We start from the raw sequence: 21429 nt of genomic DNA on the forward strand, positions 1-21429 counted from the left end.
AATAGCATCATGATCCGTATTGTTTCGCGGGCTGCGCTGTGCGGCCTGTTCCTCGTCGCGCGCACCGCGTTCGCGCAGGACACCCAGCCGCAGGATTTCGCGATCCACGGCCAGGCGACGCTGGTCGCGCAGGGCGTGGGCGGCTTTTCCTCGCCCTATACCGGCACCAACAGCCTGACCCCGCGCCAGCTGAAGGAGACGACCGACGTCACCGCCTTTATCGGCGTACGTCCCTGGAGCGGGGGCGAGCTGTGGGTGAATCCGGAGATCGACCAGGGCTTCGGCCTGTCCAACACGCTGGGCGTCGCCGGTTTCCCCAGTGCCGAGGCCTATAAGGTCGGCAAGGCCGAACCCTATTTCCGGCTGCAACGCGCCTTTTTCCGCCAGACCTTCGGCCTGGGCGGTGCGCGCGAGTCGGTAGCGGGAGTCGCCAACCAGCTGGGCGGATCGCGATCGGTCGACCGGATCGTGCTGACCATCGGCAAGTTCGGCGTCGGTGATATCTTCGACACCAACCCTTATGCCCATGATCCGCGCGGCGATTTCCTCAACTGGTCGGCGATCGATACCGGCAGCTTCGACTACGCTGCCGATGCCTGGGGCTATACCACCGGGCTAGCCGCCGAACTCTATCGCGGCGACTGGACGTGGCGTGCCGGACTGTTCAACCTGTCGACCGTGCCCAACGGCGAACGGCTGGAACATGGTTTCGGCCAGTATCAGATCGATGCCGAGGTCGAGCATCGCCACCAGGTCGCGGGGCGGCCCGGATCGGTGCGCGTCGGCCTGTTCCGCAATCGCGGCAATTTCAGCCGCTTCGACGAGGCGCTGGCCTATGCCGCCGCGAGCCGAAGCGCGGTCGATCCGTCCTTCACCCGGCGGCGAATGACGCGGATGGGCGGCTATATGAATATGGACCAGGCGCTGACCGACACGCTGGGCCTGTTCGCCCGGATCGGGGTCAGCGATGGATCGATCGAGCCTTATGACTTCACCGATATCGACCGGACGGCGCAGATCGGCGGATCGCTCGGTGGCAAGGGCTGGGGTCGGGCGCAGGACCGGGTCGGTCTGGCGCTGATCGCCAACGGGATTTCGGCCGAACATCGCCGCTATCTGGCGGCGGGCGGTCTGGGCGTGCTGGTCGGCGACGGCAAGCTGCCCAACGCAGGCGCGGAGGAGATCGCCGAAGTCTATTATGACGTGTCGCTGTCCCGCGCGCTGGCGGTGACGCTGGACGCGCAATATGTGGAGAACCCGGGATACAACCGCGATCGCGGGCCTGCCGAGGTGTTTGCGCTGCGCGTCCACGGGGCGTTCTAAAATCCTCCCCGCTAGCGGGGAGGTGGCAGGCCGAAGGCCTGACGGAGGGGGGCTTCCATACAGGTTGTCGCTATCGGCGGTCCCCCCTCCACCATGCTGCGCATGGTCCCCCTCCCCGTGCCGGGGAGGATTTGGGAGTTACCGCGTCGGTACGGGCTCGGCGCCGGTATAATCGTAAAAGCCGCGCTTGCTCTTGCGGCCATACCAGCCCGCCTCGACATATTTGATCAGCAGCGGCGCAGGCCGGAACTTGGGGTCGCCAGTCCCCTCGAACAGGACGCGGGTGATCTCCAGGCAGGTGTCCAGCCCGATGAAATCGGCGAGCGTCAGCGGCCCCATCGGGTGGTTGAGGCCCAGCTGGCAGGCCGCGTCGATGTCGGGGATCGTCGCCACGCCCTCGCCCAGCGCGAAGATCGCCTCGTTGATCATCGGCATCAGCACGCGGTTGACGATGAAGCCCGGCGCGTCATTGGCATGGACCACGCGCTTGCCCAGCTCCTGCGCGAAGCTCTCGACCCTGGCGACCGTTTCGTCGGAGGTCGCGAGGCCGCGGATCAGCTCGATCAGGCCCATGACCGGCACGGGGTTGAAGAAATGCACGCCGACGAAGCGCGCCGCATCGGGCGCGGCCTGCGCCAGCCGGGTGATCGGGATGGACGAGGTGTTGGTCGCCAGGATCGCGGTGTCGGACATCACCTTGCCGACCTCCTCGAAGATCGCGCGCTTTACGCCCTCACGCTCGGTCGCGGCCTCGATCACCAATTCGCAATCCGCCATGGCGGACAGGTCACCAACCGGCTCGATCCGCGAGAGCAGCACATCGGCCTCTTCGCGCGTCGTCTTTTCCTTCGTCACCAGCCGGTCGAGCGCCTTGGCGATGCCCGCCTTGCCGGCCTCGGCCCGCTCGGCCGAGACATCGGCCAGCTTCACCGCATAGCCCGCCGCCGCCGCGACCTGCGCGATGCCCGCACCCATCTGGCCGGCTCCGATCACACCCACTGACTTCATCGACACTCTCCTGTCTTCCGGCCCGTATCTCTGCCACAAAGCCTGTTGCAACGCGCCCTATCCGGTTCGGAACGGGATCGCCAGCAAAGGGGTTGATCGGGTATGATTCGCATGAGCCTCGCCGTGAGCGTCGCGCTCGTCGCCACCGCGGCGACCGCCGCCACGCCGGACACGCCCCGGCCGGGCAAGCTCAAGCTGTTCCGCGACTGGATCGTGGCCTGCGACAATGGCCGGGCCTGCGCGGCGGCCTCGCTGGCCCCGGGCGATTCGATGCTGCAGGATGTCGGGCTGATCGTGGCGCGGGACGGCGGCGGCCGGGTGACGGTGCGAATCCGCGACATGACCGGCAAGGCCAGGACGGCGAGCGTTCGGGTCGACGGCCGGACCATCGCCTCGACCCCGCTGGACCGGGACGGCGAGGGCGAATGGCAGGGCGCGTCCGCCAGCGCGCTCGTTGCCGCCATCGCCAGGGGCAAGCGCGCCGTGCTGCTGACTCCGACCGCGCACCCGGTCGCGCTGGCGGGCGCGGCGGCGGCCTTTCGTTATATCGACGATCGACAGGGGCGTGCGGGTACCACCTCGGCGCTGATCGCACGCGGGACGAAACGCTATCGTGGCACGGCACCCGCCCTTCCGGTGGTGCAGGTCGTCACCCCGCCCTCCGGCCCCCCGCCCGCCATTCCCGCCAGCGCGATCAGCGAAGCCCGGCGACGCTATGGCTGCGTGATCGACGATGGCAGTCCGTTCAGTGCCGACGCCCACCGGCTCGACCGGCGCAGCGCGCTGGTGCTGATGTCGTGCGGCGCGGGGGCGTATAACTATCTGGTAAAGCCGTTGATCTGGCGCGACGGCCGGTTGAGCCCCGCCGCCTTCGACTTCGCCTATCATTTCGGCGAGACCCCCGATCCCGGCCAGCCCGAGATCCTGGTCAATGTCGAATGGTCCCGTGACGGCCGACTGTCGAGCTGGGGCAAGGGCCGGGGGCTGGGCGATTGCGGCGATGCGCAGCAATTCGGCTGGGACGGCACCCGCTTCCGCCTGCTCTACGCCGGGCAGATGACCGAATGCCGCGGTGCGATCGACACGCTGACCGTCTGGCGCGCGCGGGTCGTCCCCGTCGCACCGCGATAAAGGAGAAGAGGATGCTCGAACATCTGCCCGCCTGGCTGGGCAAGGCAATGAGCGGCTGGCGCGCCGGGGTCGATTCGATCGCGGTGGTCCGCCCCGAACTGGCGCCGCCCGCCGCGATGCCGCTGAGCAGCCCGGCCTTTGGCGACATGGCGCGGCTTCCCGAACGCTTTACCGCCGATGGCGCGGGGGTATCGCCGCCGCTCTTTTGGGGCGAACCGCCCGAGGGCACGGCGATGCTGGCCCTGATCGTCGAGGATGCAGATGCACCAACGCCGCAGCCTTTGGTCCACGCCATCGTCTGGGGTCTTCCGGCGGGCAGCGGCGAACTGGCCGAGGGTGCGATCATGGCCGACGGCACGGGCACGCCCGAAGGCGGCGATGTCGGGCGCAACTCCTATCTGGGCGAGGGATGGCTGCCACCCGATCCGCCGCGCGGGCATGGCGAGCATCGTTATGTCTTCCAGCTGTTCGCGCTGGATGCGGTGGTCGAGATCGGCGGGCAGACGCCAGGTCGCGGAGCGCTGGTCGCGGCGATGGCGGGGCATGTGCTCGCCGCGGGAATATTGACGGGCACCTATTCGCGCGAAGAGGTGGCGCCGGTCGGGCCGGTGGGCGCAGGCGCCGTCGCCTGACCGGGGGAAGAGGGGCAGCCGGGTATCAGGAGAGGAGCACCCGGCCGCCCGAGTGGTGGAACTTGGTCACGCTCAGGCGATCGGAAAAATCGGTGCGGCGGTGGTGATGGCAAGCCCGGCGAAGACGAGGGCGCCGACGACCGAGACGAGGATCTGGCGAGCCTGGAACGAAGCGAACATGGTGAAACTCCCTGAGTGATCCGCCGGTCGGACCATCCGAGCGGCGATGCCAGGGACTTTGCAGAGACCGTGCCAATTTTCGAAATGGCTGTTTTCCGCGCCTTTTTGAACGGCGTCCGAAGAATTTGGGAAATCCCGCCAGCAACGGGCGGGATTTCCCGCCATCCCGTGGCGAAAAATCAGCTATCGCTATAGGCCCGGTCGCGGCCTTCCTTTTTCGCGCGGTAGAGCAGCGCATCGGCGCGCGCGAACAGCGTCTCCTGCGTGTCCTCGGGACACAGGGCGGTGATCCCGGCGGAGAAGGTGATCTCGCCCACCGGCTCGCCCGTCTCGCGCACCCGCATACGGCGGTTGCGGACCGCATCGCGAGCGCGTTCGACCAGCGCCGCGGCCTGGTCCGCCGCCAATCCCGTCATCAGGATCGTGAATTCCTCGCCGCCGTGACGGCAGACAAGATGCCCCTGGCATTCCTCGGCCAGGATCTTGCCGATCGAATGCAGCACCCGGTCGCCGGTGGCATGGCCCAGATCGTCGTTGATCCGCTTGAACCGATCGACGTCGCACAGCGCCAGATGGCAGCTTTCCGACGCCTGGAAACACTGGCCGAGCGCTTCGGAAAAGGCGAGGCGGTTGGCCAGCCCGGTCAGCGGATCGCGCCGCGCCGTCGCCCGCGCCTCAGCCAGCTTTTCACGCAGCGTGTCGGCTTCCGCCGTGGCCTGCTCCAGCCGCCGCTCGGTCGCACTGATCCGCTCCAGCATCTCGCCGGTCAGTGTCGCGAGCGTCGGCAGGTCGATCCCACCGCCGCGCTTCATCTCCGCCACGTTGCGCGCCAGATCGGCGCCAAAGGCCGAAGTATCCGCCTGGACCGTGCGAATCACCGTCATGAACGCCGCGACTTGATCCTCGGTCTGTTCGGCCAGTTCATCGGACCGCGCCTCCGCCTGCGGCAGTGCGATCCGCTCGGCGGGTTCGCGGACGGCCTGGGGCTCGGACACCGGCTCCGGGGCGGGCGGCGATGCCATGGTCGGGCCACCCAGCCGGGCGATATCGTCCTGATGCAGGCGCACGCCGCCATCGACCAGCAAGGCGACCGCGCGCGCCAGAGTGCCGTCCGGCTCGGACAGGATGGCATGGACGAAGGCGTAATGCGCGGGATCGGGCGAGAGCCGATGATCTTCCAGAAACTGGCCGATACGCTTGTACAAACTACCAGACGTCGTCATGGCTCGTGCCGGCTCCGCCTCCGCCATATCCCCCCATCCCCCGTAAAGCCCCATGACATGCGCCGATCAACGACGGCTTTGCAGGTCGCGAACCGCCGCCAGGGTCGTGGCGACATGCTCGGCCGGGTTCATGTTGTCATGGACGAAGGCAATGCGGCCGTCGCGGCCGATGACATAGCTGGTACGAGAGGTGATGTCGCGCCCCTCGATCTGACGACCCAGCGCGACGTCATAGCCCTTGACGATCGCAGGCCCCGCGCTGGCGACGGGGAACTTGCCCGCGCATTCGGCCTTGGAAAAGGCGGCAAGCTTGTCGACCGGGTCGGCCGACATGCCGATCACCCGCGCACCCGCAGCGCGAAAGGCGTCGATCTTCTCGGCAAAGGCCCGCGCCTCGGCACTGCATCCGCTGGTGAACGCGGCGGGGAAGAAATAGAGGACGACGGGGCCGTGGCGCAGCTGTTCCTTGAGATGCAGCGTAAAGACCTTGCCCGCCACCGCGCCGCGCGTGGTAAAGTCGGGGGCGGCCGCACCGGGACGCAAGGCCGCCACAGCGGGTACCGCCGCCGCCATTGCCAGGAGAACGCCCAACACTGCCCTCATCGCCACATTTCCCTACATCAAGATAGTTAACGCCTATCCTGTCACGATCATGGCGTCCATTGCTGATCGTGCAGTCCTATCCTATCCGGGTTAATATGTCCGTACACGCCGACGATATTCGACTGGCCCTTCAACTTGCAGATGCGGCCGGAGCCGCCATCCGCCCCTATTTCCGTCGCGAAATGGGGCTGGAGATCAAGGAGGACCGCTCGCCCGTGACGCTTGCCGATCGCGAGGCGGAGGCGGCGATGCGGCGTATCCTGGAGGCGGAACGCTCGGGCGACGGCATCCATGGCGAGGAATATGGCGTCAAGGACGGCGTGACCGGGCGCCAATGGGTGCTCGACCCGATCGACGGCACGCGCAGCTTCACCGTCGGGCGGCCGATCTTCGGCACGCTGATCGCGCTCGTCGACAATGGCTGGCCGGTGCTGGGCATCATCGACCAGCCGATCGCGCGCGAGCGCTGGCTGGGCGTCGCGGGGCGGCCGACCCTGTTCAACGGACAGCCGACGCGCACCCGGACCTGCCGCGACCTGGACGGCGCGACGATCGCGACCACCAGCCCGCATCTGTTCGATGACGAAGACGTGCCCCATTTCATGGCGCTGGTGGCGGCGGTCAGCGGCAACAGTCCGCGTCAGGGTCCGGTCTATGGCGGTGACTGCTATAATTACGGGCTGCTCGCGAGCGGTCATATCGACATCGTCTGCGAATCGGGGCTGAAGCTCTACGACTTCGCCGCGCTGGTCCCGGTGGTCGAGGGCGCGGGGGGCCGGATGTGCGACTGGAATGGCGATCCGCTGACCGCCGACAGCGCGGGCCACGTACTGGCGATCGGCGATCCCGCCCGCACCGACGAGGTGCTGGAGGCGCTGCGCAACGTGCCGCACGGGCATGACCATGGGCACGACCACTGATCTGAAATTCCTCCCCTGCAAGGGGAGGGGTGTCACCGCTGGCGATGACGGTCTTTCCTCTCCGACCGTGACACCCCTCCGTCAGGGCCTCGCCCTGCCACCTCCCCTTGCAGGGGAGGAATAGCTTATCCGGTGAGGCCCGACGCCGTCGCCAAGCCCAGGAACGCCAGGAATCCGATCGAATCGGTCGTCATCGTCACGAACACCGACGACGCCACCGCCGGGTCGGCATCGAACCGGTCCAGCGTCACCGGCACCAGCACCCCCGCCAGTCCGGCGACCAGGATGTTCGTCATCATCGCTGCCGCGATCACCATCCCCAGCGCCGGATTGCCGAAGACCAGGCTCACCCCCACCCCGATCACCGCCGCGACGGTGATGCCGTTCATCATCGCCACGCGAATTTCACGCATGATCGCGCGCGCGGTGTTCGACTGGGTCAGCTGGTTGGTCGCCAGCGCGCGGACCGTCACCGCCAGCGTCTGCGTCCCCGCATTGCCGCCGACGCCCGCGACGATCGGCATCAGGGTGGCGAGCGCCACCATCCGTGCGATCGTCCCCTCGAACGCCGCGATCACCGACGAGGCGACCATTGCGGTGACGAGATTGGCGAGCAGCCAGCGCACGCGGCTCTTATAGCTGTCGAAGATCGGCTCGTTGATGTCGCCCTCGCCCGCACCCGACAGGCGCAGCACGTCCTCGCCCGCCTCCTGCTGGATGATGTGGACGATATCGTCGACGGTGATCATGCCGACCAGCCGCCCGCTGGCATCGACAACGGCGGCGGAGATCAAGGCATATTTCTGGAAGCGCAGCGCGACCTCTTCCTGGTCCATGTCGACCGGGATCAGCGTCTGTTCGCGCTTCATCACGTCGCCGATGACGATCTGCCCCGGCGCGCGCAGAATCCAGGAAAGCTGGCACGTCCCGATCGGGCGGTGGCCGGGATCGACGACGAAGATTTCCCAGAAGTCGGTGGTCAGTTCCTCGTCGTCGCGCAGGAACTCGATCGTCTCGGCCACCGTCCAATGTTCGGGCACCGCGATCAGCTCGCGCTGCATCAGGCGTCCGGCGGACTCCTCGGGGAAGGACAGCGCCTCCTCGATCGCGGCGCGGTCGTCGGGGTCGAGCGCGCGCAGCACCGCGCGCTGCTCGTCCTCGTCCATGTCCTCGATGATCGCGACCGCGTCGTCGGTGTCGAGCTCGGAAGCGATATCGGCGACTTCATGCGGTTCGAGCGCCTGGATCAGCTGCTCGCGCACATAGTCGTTCATCTCGGCGAAGACGTCGCCGTTCAGCAGGTCCGCGACCGCGCGCGCCAGGGCCACGCGCTCTTCGTCGCCGACCAGCTCGAACAGGTCGGCGATGTCGGCGGGGTGAAGCGGCTCGACCAGCGCGCGCGCACCTTCGTCGTCCCCCGCCGCAAGCGCGTCGAGCACGCTGCGCACATATTCGGGCTTCAGCCGGTCATCCTCGTCCAGCTGGGTCTCGGGCGCCAGGTTTTCCGAAAATTGGGTCTCGGCTTCGAGCTCGGGGAGTTCGGTGTCGCTGATCTCGGCCTCCCTCGATCGATCATGAACGTGCCGTCATGCCTCTATCGCGCGGCAGAGCCATTTGCCAGCGGGCGCATGAATCCCTACCTGCGGGGCATCAACCAAGGAAGACCCCTTATGGCCGAGACTTTTTCCAAGCTGACCCTGACGCTCGAGAGCGGCGATGTCGTCATCACGCTGCGCCCCGACCTGGCGCCCGAGCATGTCGCGCGCATCGGTGGCCTCGCCAATGAAGGCTTTTACGACGGCGTCGTGTTCCACCGCGTGATCCCGGGCTTCATGGCACAGGGCGGCGACCCCACCGGCACCGGCATGTCGGGTTCGGACAAGCCGAACTTGAAGCAGGAGTTCAACGCCGAGCCGCATGTGCGCGGCACCTGCTCGATGGCACGGACCAACGATCCGAACTCGGCCAATTCGCAGTTCTTCATCTGCTTCGACGATGCGCGCTTCCTCGACCGCCAGTACACGGTCTGGGGCCAGGTCGAGAGCGGCATGGAACATGTCGACGCGCTGCCCAAGGGCGAGCCGCCCCGCAATCCGGGCAAGATTTTGAAGGCGACCGCCGAGTAATTTCCGAACGCCGGATGGAAGGGGGGAGTCTCGCGAGAGGCTCCCCCTTTTTGTTGGGCTCTACCTTTCCCACGCAGCACGCCCCTCCCGCAGGCGGGAGGGGATGGGGGAGGGCAACGCCCCAAGAGCGATACACTCTGTGAGACTCCCTGCCCTCCCCAACCCCTCCCGCCTGCGGGAGGGGCTATTGTTTGGGGAGAGGGAACGGCTCCCCTCAGACGTCGCGAAACACCGGCCGCCGCCGCGCCATGTTCGCCTGCACCGCCTCGCGGAAGTTAGCCCCCTGCATCAGCGTCACCTGCTCGGCGCTCTCCATCGCCAGAACGACCTCGGGCGCACTTCCCATCGCCCCGAACAGCCGCTTGGCGCTGCGCACCGCATCGGGGCTGCGCTCGGCGATCCTGGCGGCGAGCATCAGCGCCTCGGCGCGCGGGTCCTCGACCAGTCGGGTGACGAACCCCGCCGCCTGCGCCTCGGCCGCATCGAACTCGCGCGCGGTATAGACCCATTCGCGCAACACATCCTCTCGCACCCCGCGCCAAAGCGCAAAGCCGCCCATATCGGGCACGATGCCCCAATGCACCTCGCGAATCGCGAAGCGGGTGGCGGGTTGCGCCAGCCTTATGTCCGCGCCCGCCATGATCTGGGTCGCGCCGCCAAACACTACGCCATGGACGGCGGCGATCACCGGCACCGGCAGCGTCCGCCAGCCCCAGGCCACCTGCTGGACCCGATTGGCCGGCCCATGGCTGCGCGCTGTCAGGTCCAGCCCCGCCAGATCGCCCCCCGCCATCGCCGCCATGTCGAGGCCCGAACAGAACCCGTCGCCCTCCCCCGACAGCACCACGGCGCGCACGTCTGACCGCGCCGCCAAGCTGTCGATCGCCTCCGCCAGCGCATCGAACATCTTGCCGTCGATGGCGTTCAGCTTCTCCCCGCGCGCCAGCCGGACATCGGCGACGCCGTCCGTCACCGTCATGGTCACCCGGTCCTGCATGTCGCTCTCCTTTTGCGCTTCTCGCCACCTCGTGTAGACCATCAGCTTATGGGGTTCGATATGGAACGCTTCGTCGCGATGGGCGGCCTGGGTGGCGGGCATGGTCAGCAGCTGGGCATCGCGTATCGCGCGCATGGCGAGGATTGGGCCGAGCTGGCGCTGCCCTATGATGCGCGGCTGATCGGCGATCCGGTGAGCGGGGTGATCGCCTCCGGGCCGATCGTCGCGATGATGGACATGGCGACCAGCGTGGCGGTCTGGCTGAAGCGCGGGGCTTTCGAGGCGCATGTGACGCTGGACCTGCGGGTCGATTATCTGCGTCCCGCCGTGCCCGAGCGGACGGTGATCGGGCGCGGCGAATGTTACCGGCTGACGCGCAGCATCGCCTTTGTCCGGGGGATCGCACATGACGGCGACCCCGACGATCCGGTCGCGCATGTCGCGGGGACCTTCATCGGAATGGCCGCATGAGCGCGCCGCGCACCGCGATCGGGCAGGCGATGGAACTGCCGCCTTATGCCGAATGGCTCGGCTGTTCGATCGACTGGGTCGAGGACGCTCCGCAACTCGTCATGCCGTTCGGGGAGCATGTGATGGGCTGGCCGGGGCTGCTTCAGGGTGGCGCGATCGCCGGGCTGCTCGAGGTCGCGGGGATCGCCGCGCTCACCCACCGGCTGGCGGGCGAAGGCACGGCCCGGATCAAGCCGGTGACGATCACCACCAATTATCTTCGCACCGGGCGCGACCAGCATCCGACGCGCGCGGTCGGCGTCATCCTGCGCCTCGGCCAGCGGACCGCCAATGTCGAGGCGGTCGCCTGGCAGGAGGATCGCGATCAACCGATCGCGACCGCCCGGCTGAACTACCGCATCCTGCGCGGCTGAGGCTTGGCCTGGGCCTGCTTGATCGCGGCATCGGCGACCGGCGCCATCGCCGCATAGCCCGCCGCGTTGGGATGCACCCCGTCGGTGCCAAAGGCGGGGTTCAGCGCGTCGCCGACATGCAGGACCGACCAGTAATCGGCATAGGTCGCGCCGACCTTCCCGGCATAGCCCTTCAACCATGCATTCATCGCGGCGATGCGGGGAGCGGGTTTCAGCCCCGGCTTCCATTCGAAATGATCGGCGGGCGGGATTGAGGCCAGGATCACGCGGATGCCATTGGCCTGCGCCAGCTCGACCATCGACATGATATTGCCTTCGACCTGCGCATCGGTCGTGGGGCCGGTATTGCCGGCAATGTCGTTGGTGCCCGCCATGATCTGCACCACCGCCGGATGCAGGTCGATCACGTCCTGCCGAAAGCGCAGCAGCATCTGCGCCGTCGTCTGCCCGCTGATCCCGCGCCCGATCCGGCCGGGGGTAAAGAATTGCGGCATCTTGCCGACCCAGCCCTCGGTGATCGAATCGCCCATGAAGACCACGCGCGGCTGCCCCGGCACAGGCGCGGCGAGCCTGGCATTGTCGTCGCGATAGCGCGCCAGATAAGCGAAGTCGTTGTGCAACCGCTCCTCCCATTCGCGGGTCCAGCGCTGAGAATCGGTTTCCTTCGGCGCGGTTTGCGCAACGGCGGGCGCGGCAAGGGTCAGCGCCATCAGCGCGGTGAGGACGACCCGGCTCACGGGCGCAGGTCCGTGGCGGTCGCGGTGACGTTCCAGCCGCGCAAGGCGACCATCGGCTTGTCCGCCTTGGCCGTGGGATAGCGAATCTCGATCACGCGGGTCTCTCCGGGCATCAGGGTGACGTAATTGTCGCTGAAATAGGCGGGCAGCACCTGCGTGCCATCGGCGTTCATCACGGTCAGCTTGGTTTCGATCGCGGGCACCGATCCACCATTGGTCAGGGTGACGCTGGCGATCGTCTCGTCACCCTGCGCTTGCGTCGTCGCGGTCGCGGTGACGGGGGCCGCCGCCATGCCGGTCAGCGCGCGATAGCCCGCATCGTCCGGCGCTTCCCAATAGCTGTTGGTCGAAAGGACCTGCCCGCCCGCATCGGTCGCCTCCAGCCGGACCAGCACCGGCCCCCGCTTCATCGCGGGCGCGAGGTCGAGGGTCAGCACGGGCGTCACCCCCTCGGCATTCGCGACGATCTTGGCCTCCTGCTCACCCTCACTGCGACCGTCGAGCCCGACGATCTTCGCACGCACCTGCACGCCCTTCAGCGCGTCGCGCGTGTTGTTGACCAGGACGACGCGGTGGTCGGGCAGGTTCATCTGGACATGGATCGGCTCGGCGGCCTTCTTTACCCCGTAAAAGGCGGCATGGGTGTCATAGTCGGACGAGAAGATCTGCCACGCCGAGGACGGCCAGGCGGGTTGCGTCATCCACAGCATCCGCCCCGAATTCTCGGTCCAGAGGCCCGCATTCATCCCTTCGAAGATGGCGCGATAGGATTCATACTCCATCATCTGCGCCTTGCGCTCGAAATCCTCGAGGCCCGTCGCGGGGCCGAAGCGGCGTTCGAGCACGTCCATATAGGACTTCACCGCGCCGTTCCCGGTCTGGTGCCAGTCATGATAGGCCCAGACATCGCCGATCGGCCAGCGATCCGCCTCGGCCGGGATGGCCCGTTTCCAGGATTCGAGCGTCGGCAGCGAGGGGGTGCCGACCTCGACCGAGAAGCCCTTGGCGTGGGTGGTGAAATACTCGACCGGCGGCCGCCAGTTATAGGGGCCGGAGCCTTGCAGGTTCACCGCATTGGACGAGGGCATATAGAGCCGCGTCCCGTCCTCGGCGCGCAGGAGCGTATCGAGCCCGGTGTTGAGGATCGGCTGCGGCACGCCCTCGTTCCGCCCGAACCAGGCGACGATCGAGGGATGGTTGCGATAACGGCGCACCACGTCGGTCGCATTGGCGAGGAAGAGTTGCGGGTCCTCGGCCTCCATATTGTAATCCTGGGTCGACTCCCAGAAGTCGGACAGGACCATCAGGCCATATTCGTCGGCCAGGTCGAAGAAGCTCTCCTCGGTATTCTGGCCCACCCAGTTGCGGATGATGTTGAGGTGCGCGTCGCGGTGCAGGCGGAAGAACGGCTCCAGATGGGCGCGGTCGACGCGCTTCATGAAATCGTCCATGCCGATATTACCGCCGCGCGCCGCGATCCGCACGCCGTTGACCCGCAGGACGAGATAGGGGGCGAGGCGCGGATCGTCGGTCAGCTTGGCGACCGCCGCCGACTGATCGCCACCGGGGGTGAAGCTCATCGCCCAGCCGTTCGCCGTCTTGCGGATACCCTTGTGACTGGTGTCCACCACCTTCGGCCCGCCACGCACGCGGTTGAGGTCGAGCGTCACCCGCTCCAGATCGCCGTCATCGTCGAACAGCGACAGGTCATAGGTCACCTGCCGCATGCCGAAGCGAAGCGCCTTGCTGTCGGACAACGCCCCGTCGACCGCCGCCGTCAGCGCCAGATCGTGCAACGCGGGATCGCCATAGCCATTGGGCCACCAGAGGCGCGGATTTTTGACCGACAGCTGCGGGAATTCGCTGGGCGACAGGACGGCGCGGATCGTCTGGCCCGGCGCCACCGTCACCGGCTTTTCGACCACCACATCGTCGAACACCGCGCGCACCGTCGTCGTCACCGGCGCCTGGCCGTTATTGGTGACGGGCACCGCGATCTCGACATCGGCGACCGAGTTGTCGGGCTTGGGCAGCGTCGTCACCACCTGCGGGTCGCCGATCACCGCCGGACCGGTCGCGGCCAGAGTCACGCCCTGCCACAGCCCGGTATTGCGATCCCGGACGGAGGGAATCCAGTCCCAGCCCTCGGTCGCGACGAAAGTCGGGCCGTCCATCATCTGGATGCCGCCATTCTCGCCGACGCCCGCCGTCATCGATTCCTCATGCGCGATGCCGGGGTGCGGCGGCGGCGAGACACGCACCGCGACGGCATTGCGTCCGGCGGCCAGCGTGACCGGGAAACGACCCCGGATGAAGGCGCCCTTCATCGTGCCCATCATCCGGCCATTGACCCAGACCTCGGCGGAATAGTTCACGCCGTTGAAGGTCAGCCACATCGTCCGCCCGGCGGCCTCGGCGGGCGTGTCGAACTCGGTGCGGTACCAGTAATCCTGCCGCGCCAGCGTCTCCGGGATGGACAGGTTGTTCAGCCCGACCGCGGGATCGGGATAGACACCGCGATCGACCAGCGTGGTCAGCACCGTACCTGGCACGGTCGCCGCATACCATTTGCTCGCGTCGAAATTGCCCTGCGACAGGTCCGCGCCGCCGGGACCGACCTTGGCCGCCTCGATCAGCCGCCAGCCGTTCACCGCCCATTGGCCGGTCGCGGTGGAGACGAGCGCGGGTTCCTTGGATTCGGGCTTGGCCGTACCGCTGGTCGGGATCGGGGCCTTGGACTGGGGCAGCGTCCAGGCGTCCTGCGGTGCCGTCTGCCCCTGCATCTGGCGGGTTTGATAGGGCCAGGTCGGGCTGCCGGTCTGGAGCGCGATCTTCGCGGGATCAGGGGCACGACGCGCGGCGACGCGGATGGTCAGCGGATCGACCGCCTCGCGCACCATGCGGAAGTCGGTGATCTTGCCCGCAAAGACCGGCTGGTAACTGCGTGGCGCCAGCGTCGCGACGCCGGTGACGGGCTCCAGCGACAGGCCGCGCTGTACCACCTGGCGGCCGCCCACGAACAGCCGCACGATCTTTCCGTCATAACTGGCGGCAATATAGGTCCATTTGTTGCGATCGGCAGTGCCACCCCCCTGCACCACGCCCGCCTCGGTGACGAGCGCGGGCTGGCCGTCGACCAGCGCGAGATAGCGGCGCGGGCCGGAGGCGGGATCGCCGAAGCCGCCGATCAGCATCGTCGTGCCCTTGCCCGCGACGCTGCGCGGCTGAACCCAGGCGGACAGGGTCCAGTTGGGCGCGGCGACCGGGGCCGTCACGATGGCCCGGCGATAGGAATCGCCGCCGGGGGGCAGATCGGCGTTGATCGGCCCGAGCGGCGTGGCCGAGGGCGTCGCAGGAGCCGTCTGCGCCGAGCCGGCCAGACTCCAGACCAGCGCCGTCACTGATGCCAGAGCCCCCATCGCTCTTGCCGCCGCCACGCTCATGCCTACTCCTTTTTGATCGCCGCGGGATAAAGCAAATGAAAAGCCCTAAAGTCAAAGGGCGTGACCCTAACGCCCGAAGCGGTCGATCGCCTCGCTGATGCCGGTCCAGACTTTACCGAGCTGTTCCGGGGTAATCGAATAGGGCGGCATCACATAGACGGTGTTGCCCATCGGCCGGACGAGCAGGTCGCGCTCGCGGAAATGTGCCAGCAATCGGGGGGCGAGGTCGGAGAGGTAATCCTGCCCCGCGCCCAGCTCGAAGGCGGCGATGGTGCCCAGCGAACGAGGATTGCGGACCGCTGGCCGACTCGAAACCGTCACCAGATGCGCGCGCTGCCGCTCGGCCAGCGCGTCGATGCGCGCCTGCACCGGCTCGTCGCGCCAGATCGCCAGATTGGCCGCCGCCGCCGCGCAGGCGATGGGGTTGGCGGTGTAGCTGGACGAGTGGAAGAACTGCTTCGACCGATCGGTCTCGGACCAATGCGCCTGGAAGATCGGCTCGGTCGCGAGCGTCACCGCCAAGGGCACCGCGCCGCCGGTCAGCCCCTTGGACAGACATAGGATGTCGGGCACGACGCCTGCCTGCTCGCAGGCGAGCAGCGTGCCGGTACGCCCCCAGCCGGTCATGATCTCGTCGGCGATGAACAGGACGCCGTGCGCGGCGCAGATCTCGCGCATCGCGGCCAGCGTCTCGGGCGCGTAGAACAGCATTCCGCCAGCCCCCAGCGCCAAAGGCTCGACGATGAACGCCGCCGCGCCCGCCCGGCACTCCGCCTCCAGTGCGTCGAACGTGGCCTGCACGTCATGGGGAAAGGGGATCGTGCCGACATCGAAGAGCAGCGGCGCATAGGCCTGGTTATAGACGCCGCGCGCACCCACCGACATCGCGCCGATCGTATCGCCATGATAGCTGTGTTCGAGGACGAGGATGCGGTGGCGCGGCTCGCCCCGGTGGAGCCAATAGCCCAGCGCCATCTTCAGCGCGACCTCGACCGCCGTCGAACCGGAGTCGGAGAAGAACACCCGCGTCAGCTCGGGCGGGATGATCCGCACCAGTTCGGCCGCCACCTCCTCGGCGGGTTCGTGGGTCCAGCCCGCAAAGATGATCTGGTCGAGCTTGCCCGCTTGGGTAGCGATGGCGGCGCTGATGCGCGGATGGTTGTGGCCGTGCGTCGTCACCCACCAGCTGGAGATGGCATCGATCACCTCACGCCCATCGACGGTGGTCAGTACCGCGCCGCTGGCGGTGGCGATCTTGGGAATCGGCTCGCCCAGGCCATGCTGGGTGAAGGGATGCCAGACGGGCGAGGTCATCGGAAATCCTCGATTTCGAAGTGCGCGGCAAAGGCCTGCGCCAACGTCTCGCGATTCAGGTCCGCCAAACGCGGCAGGCGACCGAGCCGCTTGACCCCGCCGATCGCGGCGATGGTGGCCTCGCTGTCCTCGACAGCCTCGCCGACAAAGGCGATGCCCAGGATCGGCACCCCGCGCGACCGTAACGCCTCGATCGACAACAGGCTGTGGTTGATCGTGCCCAGCGCCGTCCGCGCGACCAGCACCACCGGTCGGCCCCAATGCGCGAACAGATCGGCGAACAGCATCTGGCGGGTGACGGGCACCAACACGCCGCCCGCCCCTTCCGCCACCAGCGGGCCGTCGACCTGCGGCAGCGCCAGCCGCTCGCGGTCGATCGTCACCCCATCGATCTCGGCGGCGCGATGCGGCGAGCAGGGGGTCTTCAGACGATAGGCGGAGGGCAGGACCGGACGGCCGCTGAGCCGCGCGACCGTCTCGGCATCGCCATGCCCTTCGTCATCGGTGCCCGCCTGGACCGGCTTCCAATAGCTTGCCCCGAGCGCACCGGTCAGCGCGGCGGAAAAGACGGTCTTGCCGATTTCGGTATCCGTGCCGGTGACGATGACGGTGCTCATGCCAGAACCTCTTGGAGTGCTTCGGCGAGGGCGCGGATGTCCGCCTCCTCGACATTGAGGGTGATCGACAGCCGCAGCCGCGCCGCGCCCACCGGCACGGTCGGCGGGCGGATGCCGCGAATGTCGAAGCCGCGCGCCTGCAAAGTCTCGGCGGCGCGCATCGTGCGGCCATTGTCGTGCAGGATCAGCGGCATGATCGGCGTGCCGTTCGCCAGCGCGCCATGGGGCGCCAGCCGCTCACCCGCCAGCGCGATCCGCTCGTGCAGCGCAGCCCGGCGCTCGGGCTCGTCGGCCAGGATCCGCAAGCCCTCGCGCGCCCCACGCGCCATCAGCGGTGAGGGGGCGGTCGAGAAGATGAAGCCCCGCCCGCGATTGACCAGATAATCGCGCACTATACGCGGCCCGGCGACCAGCGCGCCCTCGCACCCCATCGCCTTGCCGCAGGTGTGGAGGGTGACGACCCGCTCGCTGGGCGTGGCGAGGCCCTGCCCCCGGTCGCCGAAGACGCCGGTGGCGTGCGCCTCGTCGATAATCAGCATCGCATCATGCCGCTCGGCCACCGCCGCCAGCTCGGCGAGCGGCGCGGTGTCGCCGTCCATCGAATAAAGGCTCTCGACCGCGATCCAGACCGTCCCCTTGCCGCCCTGCGCGCGCCATGCGGCGATGGCATCCTCGAACGCCGCCGGATCATTGTGCGCCGCCGCCACGCTCTGGGCGCGGGACAGCTTCATCCCCTCATGCACGCTGGCATGGACCAGCGCGTCATGGACGATCAGGTCGCCCCGCTGCGGCAGCGTCGCCAGCAGCGTGGCGTTGGCGGTATAGCCGGAGGAGAAATACAGGCTCGCCTCCGCCCCGAAGAATGTGGCGGCCTCCGCTTCCAGTGCCTCATGTTCCGGGTGATTGCCACGCAGCAGCCGCGATCCGCCCGAGCCGACGGGGACGCCCTCTGCCACGGCGTCCGCGATGGCGACGGCGAGGCGCGGGTGGCTCGCCAGCCCGAGATAGTCGTTGGAGGCGAAGTCCTTGCCCCTTTGCGGGGCCAGCCCTCGCAATCGGTCCCGCGCGGCCAGTCGGGCCAGATCGGCGCGATGAAAGTCCAGCATAGCCGCCTCCCTAATGGGACGGACGGTGCAGCGGAACCCGGAAAGGACAGGCCTTCCCCGACCCAGTCTGGCGTCAGGCGGGCTCCGCCAACGTCACGATCGACACCCCCGGCGTCATCGGCGCGCGCCCCACCAGATGCCGCTCAATCCGGAAAATCGCCTCGAACGCCTTGTTCAGCGGCGCGGGCGGGGGCGAATCGTCGCTGTCGTCGCGCCCGGTGATCCGCCCCGCAATCCGCGCCGCCGCGGCCAGCGGGAAGAGCAGCGAGTTGAAATAGGTCAGCTTGCGGGGTTTCAGTCCCGCCTTCTCGATCGCCGACACCAGCGTCCCCTTGGAATAGCGGCGATGGTGGTGGTTCACCACGTCATGCGCCGACCACATCCATTGGTGTGCAGGCACCGCGATCAGGATCTTGCCGCCGGGCTTCAGGCAGGATTTCATCGCGGCGAGCGCGGCGACGTCGTCCTCGATATGCTCGACCACGTCTAGCACCGCGATCAGGTCATAGGCGCCTCGCTCGATCCCCGGCAGTTCGGGCAGCGGCGCGGCCTGAACCGGCTTGCCCAGTCGCTGCGAGGCGATCTCGCGCGCCGCCGGATCGATCTCGATCGCGTCGACCGTTCCGAAGCTCGCCAGCATCGGCAGATTGTGCCCGGTGCCGCAGCCGATCTCCAGGATGCGCGCATCGGCAGGCAGCTTGCCATAGCGGGTCAGGTAATCCGCCAGGATGTCGCGGCGCGCGCGATACCACCAATGGGTGGAGTCATGCGCGGCCATGCGGTCGTAAACGATACGGTCCATGAACTTATCCGAAGACCCATTGGCGGTTGAGCGCGAAGGTCGCGATCGGCGTGATCGTGACCACCGGGATCAGCGCGACCCAGGGTTGTTGATGCAAAAGCCCCGTCACGATCCAGGTGAACAGCGCATTGAGCGCCAGGCCGAAGCCCTGGACGACGAGGAATTTCAAATGCTGCTTGCCGCTGGAGTCGCGGGTGCCATGCCCGCGAAAACTCCATGCGCTGTGCAGGAAAAAGCCGACGATCACCGCGACCAGAAAGGCTGGCGGCACCGCCAGCACCGCCTTGTCATGCGGCAGCACCCAGGACGTCAGCGGCAGATAGACCGCCGAATAGACGACCGTCGACAATCCGCCCGCAATGCCGAAGCGGATGATCTGCCCCAGCATCCCGCTGGACCGCCATCGATCGATCTGGTGCTGAAGAGTCGCCATACCCCGACCTTGCCCCCAACCTTGCCCTTTGCGCCGCCCACGATAGAGCGTCCCGAAGTCCTGCGCCTTAGGCTGCGGGCGGGTATGAGGGAAGCGTCTTTGGAACGTCTGCAGCGTGAGATCGACCGCAACTGGCAACGCTGGGTGCTGGTGGCGTGGGCCGCGATCACCGCCTGGTACATATATGACCGCTGGGGCCAGATACGCTGGTGGTCGCTGGGCGATACCGACGACAATATGCGGCTGATGCAGGTGCGCGCCTGGATGGCGGGGCAGGGCTGGTATGACCTGCGCCAGTATCGGATGAACCCGCCGGTCGGCTTCGACATCCATTGGAGCCGCATCGTCGACCTGCCCATCGCAGGGCTGATCCTGTTCTTCCGCCTGTTCACCACCCCCGCCTGGGCCGAGCGTCTCGCCTGCGGCCTGGCGCCGCTGATCCCGCTGTCGATCACCATGACCGCGCTGGCGGTAACGCTGCGCCGCCTGATCGGAGTACTGAGCTGGCCGTTGGGGATGGCGCTGCTGCTGTGCGCCCATGCCACGCTGCTGATGTATATGCCGATGCGGATCGACCATCATGGGTGGCAGCTGGCCATGCTGGCGGTCACGGTCGCGGGTTTGTGCGATCCGCAAGCCAGGCGCGGCGGTGCGCTGGTCGGTCTGGCGAGCGCGGTGTCGCTGGCCATCGGGCTGGAGATGCTGCCCTATGCCGCGATGGCGGGCGCGATCCTGACCTTGCGCTGGGTGTGGGACCGGACGGAAGCCGAGCGGCTGGCGGTCTATGCACTGACCCTGGGCGGGGGGAGCGCGGCGGGGTTCGCCGCCTTTGCCTCCAACGCCAATTACGCGATGCGCTGCGACGCGCTGACCCCGGTCTGGCTGTCGGTGACGGTGGCGGCGGGGGCGCTGTTGTTCGTGCTGGCGCGGATCAATCCGGCGTCGCGGGGCACGCGCCTCGGCCTGGCAGTGGTCGCGGGCGCGGTGATCGCGGGCGGGTTCGCCAGCCTGTTCCCGCAATGCCTGACCCGCCCCGAACAGGTCAGCCCCGAGTTGCAGCGCAACTGGCTGAACAATGTCCGCGAGGCCAAGCCGATCTACAAGCATCCCTTACGCGTCGCGCTGCCCATGGCGGTCATGCCGGTGATCGGGATGATCGGGGCGATCGTCGCGGCCTGGCGGCGACGGACGATCGGCTGGACCGCCGTGGCGCTGTTCACGACCTTCGCCTGCCTTATGCTGTTGTGGCAGGCGCGTGCGGCCCCGGCGGCGCAGATGCTGGCGGTGCCGGGTATTGCGGCACTGCTGTGGATGGTGCTGCCCTGGCTGGCCCGGCTGCGCTCGCCGCTGTTGCGGGTTCCGGCAATTGCGCTGGCGGTGCTGGTGCCGACGGGAATCGCGGCGGGCTGGATCGTCAGCTATCTGCCCGGCACCCAACCGACCGCCTATGCCAACCGGGTCAATCGCGCGACCGGACAGTGCGTGCGCACTTCGGTGCTGACGCGGGTGAATGCCTATCCCAAGGCGACGGTGTTCACCTTTGTCGACCTGGGGCCGCGCCTCATTGTGACGACGCATCATGACGCGATCGCGGGGCCGTACCACCGCAACGGTGACGCGATCCTGGACGTGCAGCACGCTTTCCAGGGCAGCGAGGCGCAGGCGCGCAGCATCATGAAGCGGCACGGCGCGACGCTGCTGCTGATCTGCCCCGACATGGCCGAGTCGACCAATTATCGCGCGCGGGCGCCGGGGGGGTTCTATGACCGGATGGCGCGCGGCTGGACGCCGACCTGGCTGACCCCGCTGCCGCTGCCCAAGGGTTCGCCGCTCAGGCTATACCGGATCAACTGATCCTCCCCGGTACGGGGAGGTGGCAGGCCGCAAGGCCTGACGGAGGGGGGCTGCCACACGGGATGTCCCTTGCGGCACGCCCCCTCCACCATGCTT

General features: G+C 67.7%; 20 protein-coding genes. 8 read left to right on the forward strand and 12 right to left on the reverse strand.

Annotated elements, in window-relative coordinates; genetic code table 11:
• Positions 1-9: 9 nt before the first annotated feature.
• Positions 10-1323, forward strand: a complete 1314-nt coding sequence (locus tag GGR45_RS12275) for a carbohydrate porin (RefSeq protein ID WP_175311845.1) — start codon at positions 10-12, stop codon at positions 1321-1323.
• A gap of 138 nt (positions 1324-1461) precedes the next feature.
• Here the strand turns inward: GGR45_RS12275 and GGR45_RS12280 are convergent, their stop codons facing one another.
• On the reverse strand, positions 1462-2331 hold the full coding sequence (locus GGR45_RS12280; RefSeq protein WP_175311844.1) for a 3-hydroxybutyryl-CoA dehydrogenase: 870 nt from the start codon (positions 2329-2331) through the stop codon (positions 1462-1464).
• A 111-nt stretch (positions 2332-2442) separates the two neighbouring features.
• On the opposite strand from GGR45_RS12280, the gene GGR45_RS12285 reads away from it, so the two are divergent.
• A complete protein-coding gene (locus GGR45_RS12285; RefSeq protein ID WP_175311843.1) occupies positions 2443-3462 on the forward strand; it encodes a DUF1176 domain-containing protein in 1020 nt (339 codons plus the stop codon).
• Between the two features lie 11 nt (positions 3463-3473).
• Positions 3474-4094, forward strand: a complete 621-nt coding sequence (locus tag GGR45_RS12290; RefSeq protein ID WP_175311842.1) for a YbhB/YbcL family Raf kinase inhibitor-like protein — start codon at positions 3474-3476, stop codon at positions 4092-4094.
• 359 nt (positions 4095-4453) lie between these two features.
• Here GGR45_RS12290 and GGR45_RS12295 read toward each other — a convergent pair whose 3' ends face one another.
• Positions 4454-5497: a GGDEF domain-containing protein gene (locus tag GGR45_RS12295; protein WP_175311841.1), complete on the reverse strand. Its 1044-nt coding sequence runs from the start codon at positions 5495-5497 to the stop codon at positions 4454-4456.
• Between the two features lie 66 nt (positions 5498-5563).
• The gene (locus tag GGR45_RS12300) at positions 5564-6100 is read right to left on the reverse strand and encodes a peroxiredoxin (RefSeq protein ID WP_175311840.1); all 537 of its coding nucleotides are present in this window, start codon (positions 6098-6100) and stop codon (positions 5564-5566) included.
• A 95-nt stretch (positions 6101-6195) separates the two neighbouring features.
• Here GGR45_RS12300 and GGR45_RS12305 point away from each other — a divergent pair, with 95 nt between their 5' ends.
• Positions 6196-7020 (forward strand): inositol monophosphatase family protein, encoded by an 825-nt coding sequence (locus tag GGR45_RS12305; RefSeq protein ID WP_175311839.1) that lies wholly within the window; start codon positions 6196-6198, stop codon positions 7018-7020.
• 125 nt (positions 7021-7145) lie between these two features.
• Here the strand turns inward: GGR45_RS12305 and mgtE are convergent, their stop codons facing one another.
• Positions 7146-8573: a magnesium transporter gene (gene mgtE / locus GGR45_RS12310; RefSeq protein WP_175312026.1), complete on the reverse strand. Its 1428-nt coding sequence runs from the start codon at positions 8571-8573 to the stop codon at positions 7146-7148.
• 117 nt (positions 8574-8690) lie between these two features.
• Between mgtE and GGR45_RS12315 the strand changes: the two genes are divergently transcribed.
• On the forward strand, positions 8691-9146 hold the full coding sequence (locus GGR45_RS12315; protein ID WP_056436311.1) for a peptidylprolyl isomerase: 456 nt from the start codon (positions 8691-8693) through the stop codon (positions 9144-9146).
• Positions 9147-9360: 214 nt separating this feature from the next.
• Here GGR45_RS12315 and GGR45_RS12320 read toward each other — a convergent pair whose 3' ends face one another.
• A complete protein-coding gene (locus GGR45_RS12320; protein ID WP_175311838.1) occupies positions 9361-10143 on the reverse strand; it encodes a crotonase/enoyl-CoA hydratase family protein in 783 nt (260 codons plus the stop codon).
• 60 nt (positions 10144-10203) lie between these two features.
• Here GGR45_RS12320 and GGR45_RS12325 point away from each other — a divergent pair, with 60 nt between their 5' ends.
• Positions 10204-10614, forward strand: coding sequence for a PaaI family thioesterase (locus GGR45_RS12325; RefSeq protein WP_246358194.1), 411 nt, complete (start codon positions 10204-10206; stop codon positions 10612-10614).
• Positions 10611-11027, forward strand: a complete 417-nt coding sequence (locus GGR45_RS12330; RefSeq protein ID WP_246358195.1) for a PaaI family thioesterase — start codon at positions 10611-10613, stop codon at positions 11025-11027. The genes GGR45_RS12325 and GGR45_RS12330 overlap by 4 nt, the downstream gene beginning before the upstream one ends.
• On the opposite strand, the gene GGR45_RS12335 is transcribed toward GGR45_RS12330, so the two are convergent.
• The 7 genes from GGR45_RS12335 to GGR45_RS12365 form a co-directional block, all read right to left on the reverse strand.
• The gene (locus GGR45_RS12335) at positions 11006-11764 is read right to left on the reverse strand and encodes an SGNH/GDSL hydrolase family protein (protein WP_285138844.1); all 759 of its coding nucleotides are present in this window, start codon (positions 11762-11764) and stop codon (positions 11006-11008) included. The genes GGR45_RS12330 and GGR45_RS12335 overlap by 22 nt on opposite strands.
• Positions 11761-15207, reverse strand: a complete 3447-nt coding sequence (locus GGR45_RS12340; protein WP_246358196.1) for a glycosyl hydrolase 2 galactose-binding domain-containing protein — start codon at positions 15205-15207, stop codon at positions 11761-11763. Before GGR45_RS12340 ends, GGR45_RS12335 begins: the two co-directional genes overlap by 4 nt.
• 66 nt (positions 15208-15273) lie before the next feature.
• Positions 15274-16521, reverse strand: a complete 1248-nt coding sequence (locus GGR45_RS12345; RefSeq protein ID WP_175311836.1) for an adenosylmethionine--8-amino-7-oxononanoate transaminase — start codon at positions 16519-16521, stop codon at positions 15274-15276.
• Positions 16518-17138 carry a dethiobiotin synthase gene (bioD, locus tag GGR45_RS12350; protein WP_175311835.1) on the reverse strand — a complete coding sequence of 207 codons (621 nt, stop codon included), beginning with the start codon at positions 17136-17138 and terminating at the stop codon, positions 16518-16520. The genes GGR45_RS12345 and bioD overlap by 4 nt, the downstream gene beginning before the upstream one ends.
• Entirely contained in the window at positions 17135-18244 is a 1110-nt protein-coding gene (locus tag GGR45_RS12355) for an 8-amino-7-oxononanoate synthase (RefSeq protein ID WP_175311834.1), read from the reverse strand. Before GGR45_RS12355 ends, bioD begins: the two co-directional genes overlap by 4 nt.
• 73 nt (positions 18245-18317) lie before the next feature.
• On the reverse strand, positions 18318-19046 hold the full coding sequence (locus tag GGR45_RS12360) for a class I SAM-dependent methyltransferase (RefSeq protein WP_175311833.1): 729 nt from the start codon (positions 19044-19046) through the stop codon (positions 18318-18320).
• Between the two features lie 4 nt (positions 19047-19050).
• The gene (locus GGR45_RS12365) at positions 19051-19479 is read right to left on the reverse strand and encodes a GtrA family protein (protein WP_175311832.1); all 429 of its coding nucleotides are present in this window, start codon (positions 19477-19479) and stop codon (positions 19051-19053) included.
• An 84-nt stretch (positions 19480-19563) separates the two neighbouring features.
• Between GGR45_RS12365 and GGR45_RS12370 the strand changes: the two genes are divergently transcribed.
• Positions 19564-21333, forward strand: coding sequence for an AcrB/AcrD/AcrF family protein (locus tag GGR45_RS12370; protein WP_175311831.1), 1770 nt, complete (start codon positions 19564-19566; stop codon positions 21331-21333).
• Positions 21334-21429 lie beyond the last annotated feature (96 nt).

Origin of the sequence: Sphingomonas zeae (assembly GCF_014197135.1) — a bacterium.
Classification (GTDB): domain Bacteria; phylum Pseudomonadota; class Alphaproteobacteria; order Sphingomonadales; family Sphingomonadaceae; genus Sphingomonas; species Sphingomonas zeae.

Bases quoted from the DNA above. Each gene is read 5' to 3' on its own strand.
- GGR45_RS12360 (WP_175311833.1), bottom strand. From the start codon at position 19,046: ATGGACCGTATCGTTTACGACCGCATGGCCGCGCATGACTCCACCCAT.
- GGR45_RS12320 (WP_175311838.1), bottom strand. From the start codon at position 10,143: ATGCAGGACCGGGTGACCATGACGGTGACGGACGGCGTCGCCGATGTC.
- GGR45_RS12325 (WP_246358194.1), top strand. From the start codon at position 10,204: ATGGAACGCTTCGTCGCGATGGGCGGCCTGGGTGGCGGGCATGGTCAG.
- GGR45_RS12295 (WP_175311841.1), bottom strand. From the start codon at position 5,497: ATGACGACGTCTGGTAGTTTGTACAAGCGTATCGGCCAGTTTCTGGAA.
- GGR45_RS12280 (WP_175311844.1), bottom strand. From the start codon at position 2,331: ATGAAGTCAGTGGGTGTGATCGGAGCCGGCCAGATGGGTGCGGGCATC.
- GGR45_RS12315 (WP_056436311.1), top strand. From the start codon at position 8,691: ATGGCCGAGACTTTTTCCAAGCTGACCCTGACGCTCGAGAGCGGCGAT.
- GGR45_RS12355 (WP_175311834.1), bottom strand. From the start codon at position 18,244: ATGCTGGACTTTCATCGCGCCGATCTGGCCCGACTGGCCGCGCGGGAC.
- GGR45_RS12345 (WP_175311836.1), bottom strand. From the start codon at position 16,521: ATGACCTCGCCCGTCTGGCATCCCTTCACCCAGCATGGCCTGGGCGAG.
- GGR45_RS12290 (WP_175311842.1), top strand. From the start codon at position 3,474: ATGCTCGAACATCTGCCCGCCTGGCTGGGCAAGGCAATGAGCGGCTGG.
- GGR45_RS12365 (WP_175311832.1), bottom strand. From the start codon at position 19,479: ATGGCGACTCTTCAGCACCAGATCGATCGATGGCGGTCCAGCGGGATG.
- GGR45_RS12285 (WP_175311843.1), top strand. From the start codon at position 2,443: ATGAGCCTCGCCGTGAGCGTCGCGCTCGTCGCCACCGCGGCGACCGCC.
- GGR45_RS12370 (WP_175311831.1), top strand. From the start codon at position 19,564: ATGAGGGAAGCGTCTTTGGAACGTCTGCAGCGTGAGATCGACCGCAAC.
- GGR45_RS12275 (WP_175311845.1), top strand. From the start codon at position 10: ATGATCCGTATTGTTTCGCGGGCTGCGCTGTGCGGCCTGTTCCTCGTC.
- GGR45_RS12330 (WP_246358195.1), top strand. From the start codon at position 10,611: ATGAGCGCGCCGCGCACCGCGATCGGGCAGGCGATGGAACTGCCGCCT.
- GGR45_RS12305 (WP_175311839.1), top strand. From the start codon at position 6,196: ATGTCCGTACACGCCGACGATATTCGACTGGCCCTTCAACTTGCAGAT.
- GGR45_RS12300 (WP_175311840.1), bottom strand. From the start codon at position 6,100: ATGAGGGCAGTGTTGGGCGTTCTCCTGGCAATGGCGGCGGCGGTACCC.
- bioD (WP_175311835.1), bottom strand. From the start codon at position 17,138: ATGAGCACCGTCATCGTCACCGGCACGGATACCGAAATCGGCAAGACC.
- GGR45_RS12340 (WP_246358196.1), bottom strand. From the start codon at position 15,207: ATGAGCGTGGCGGCGGCAAGAGCGATGGGGGCTCTGGCATCAGTGACG.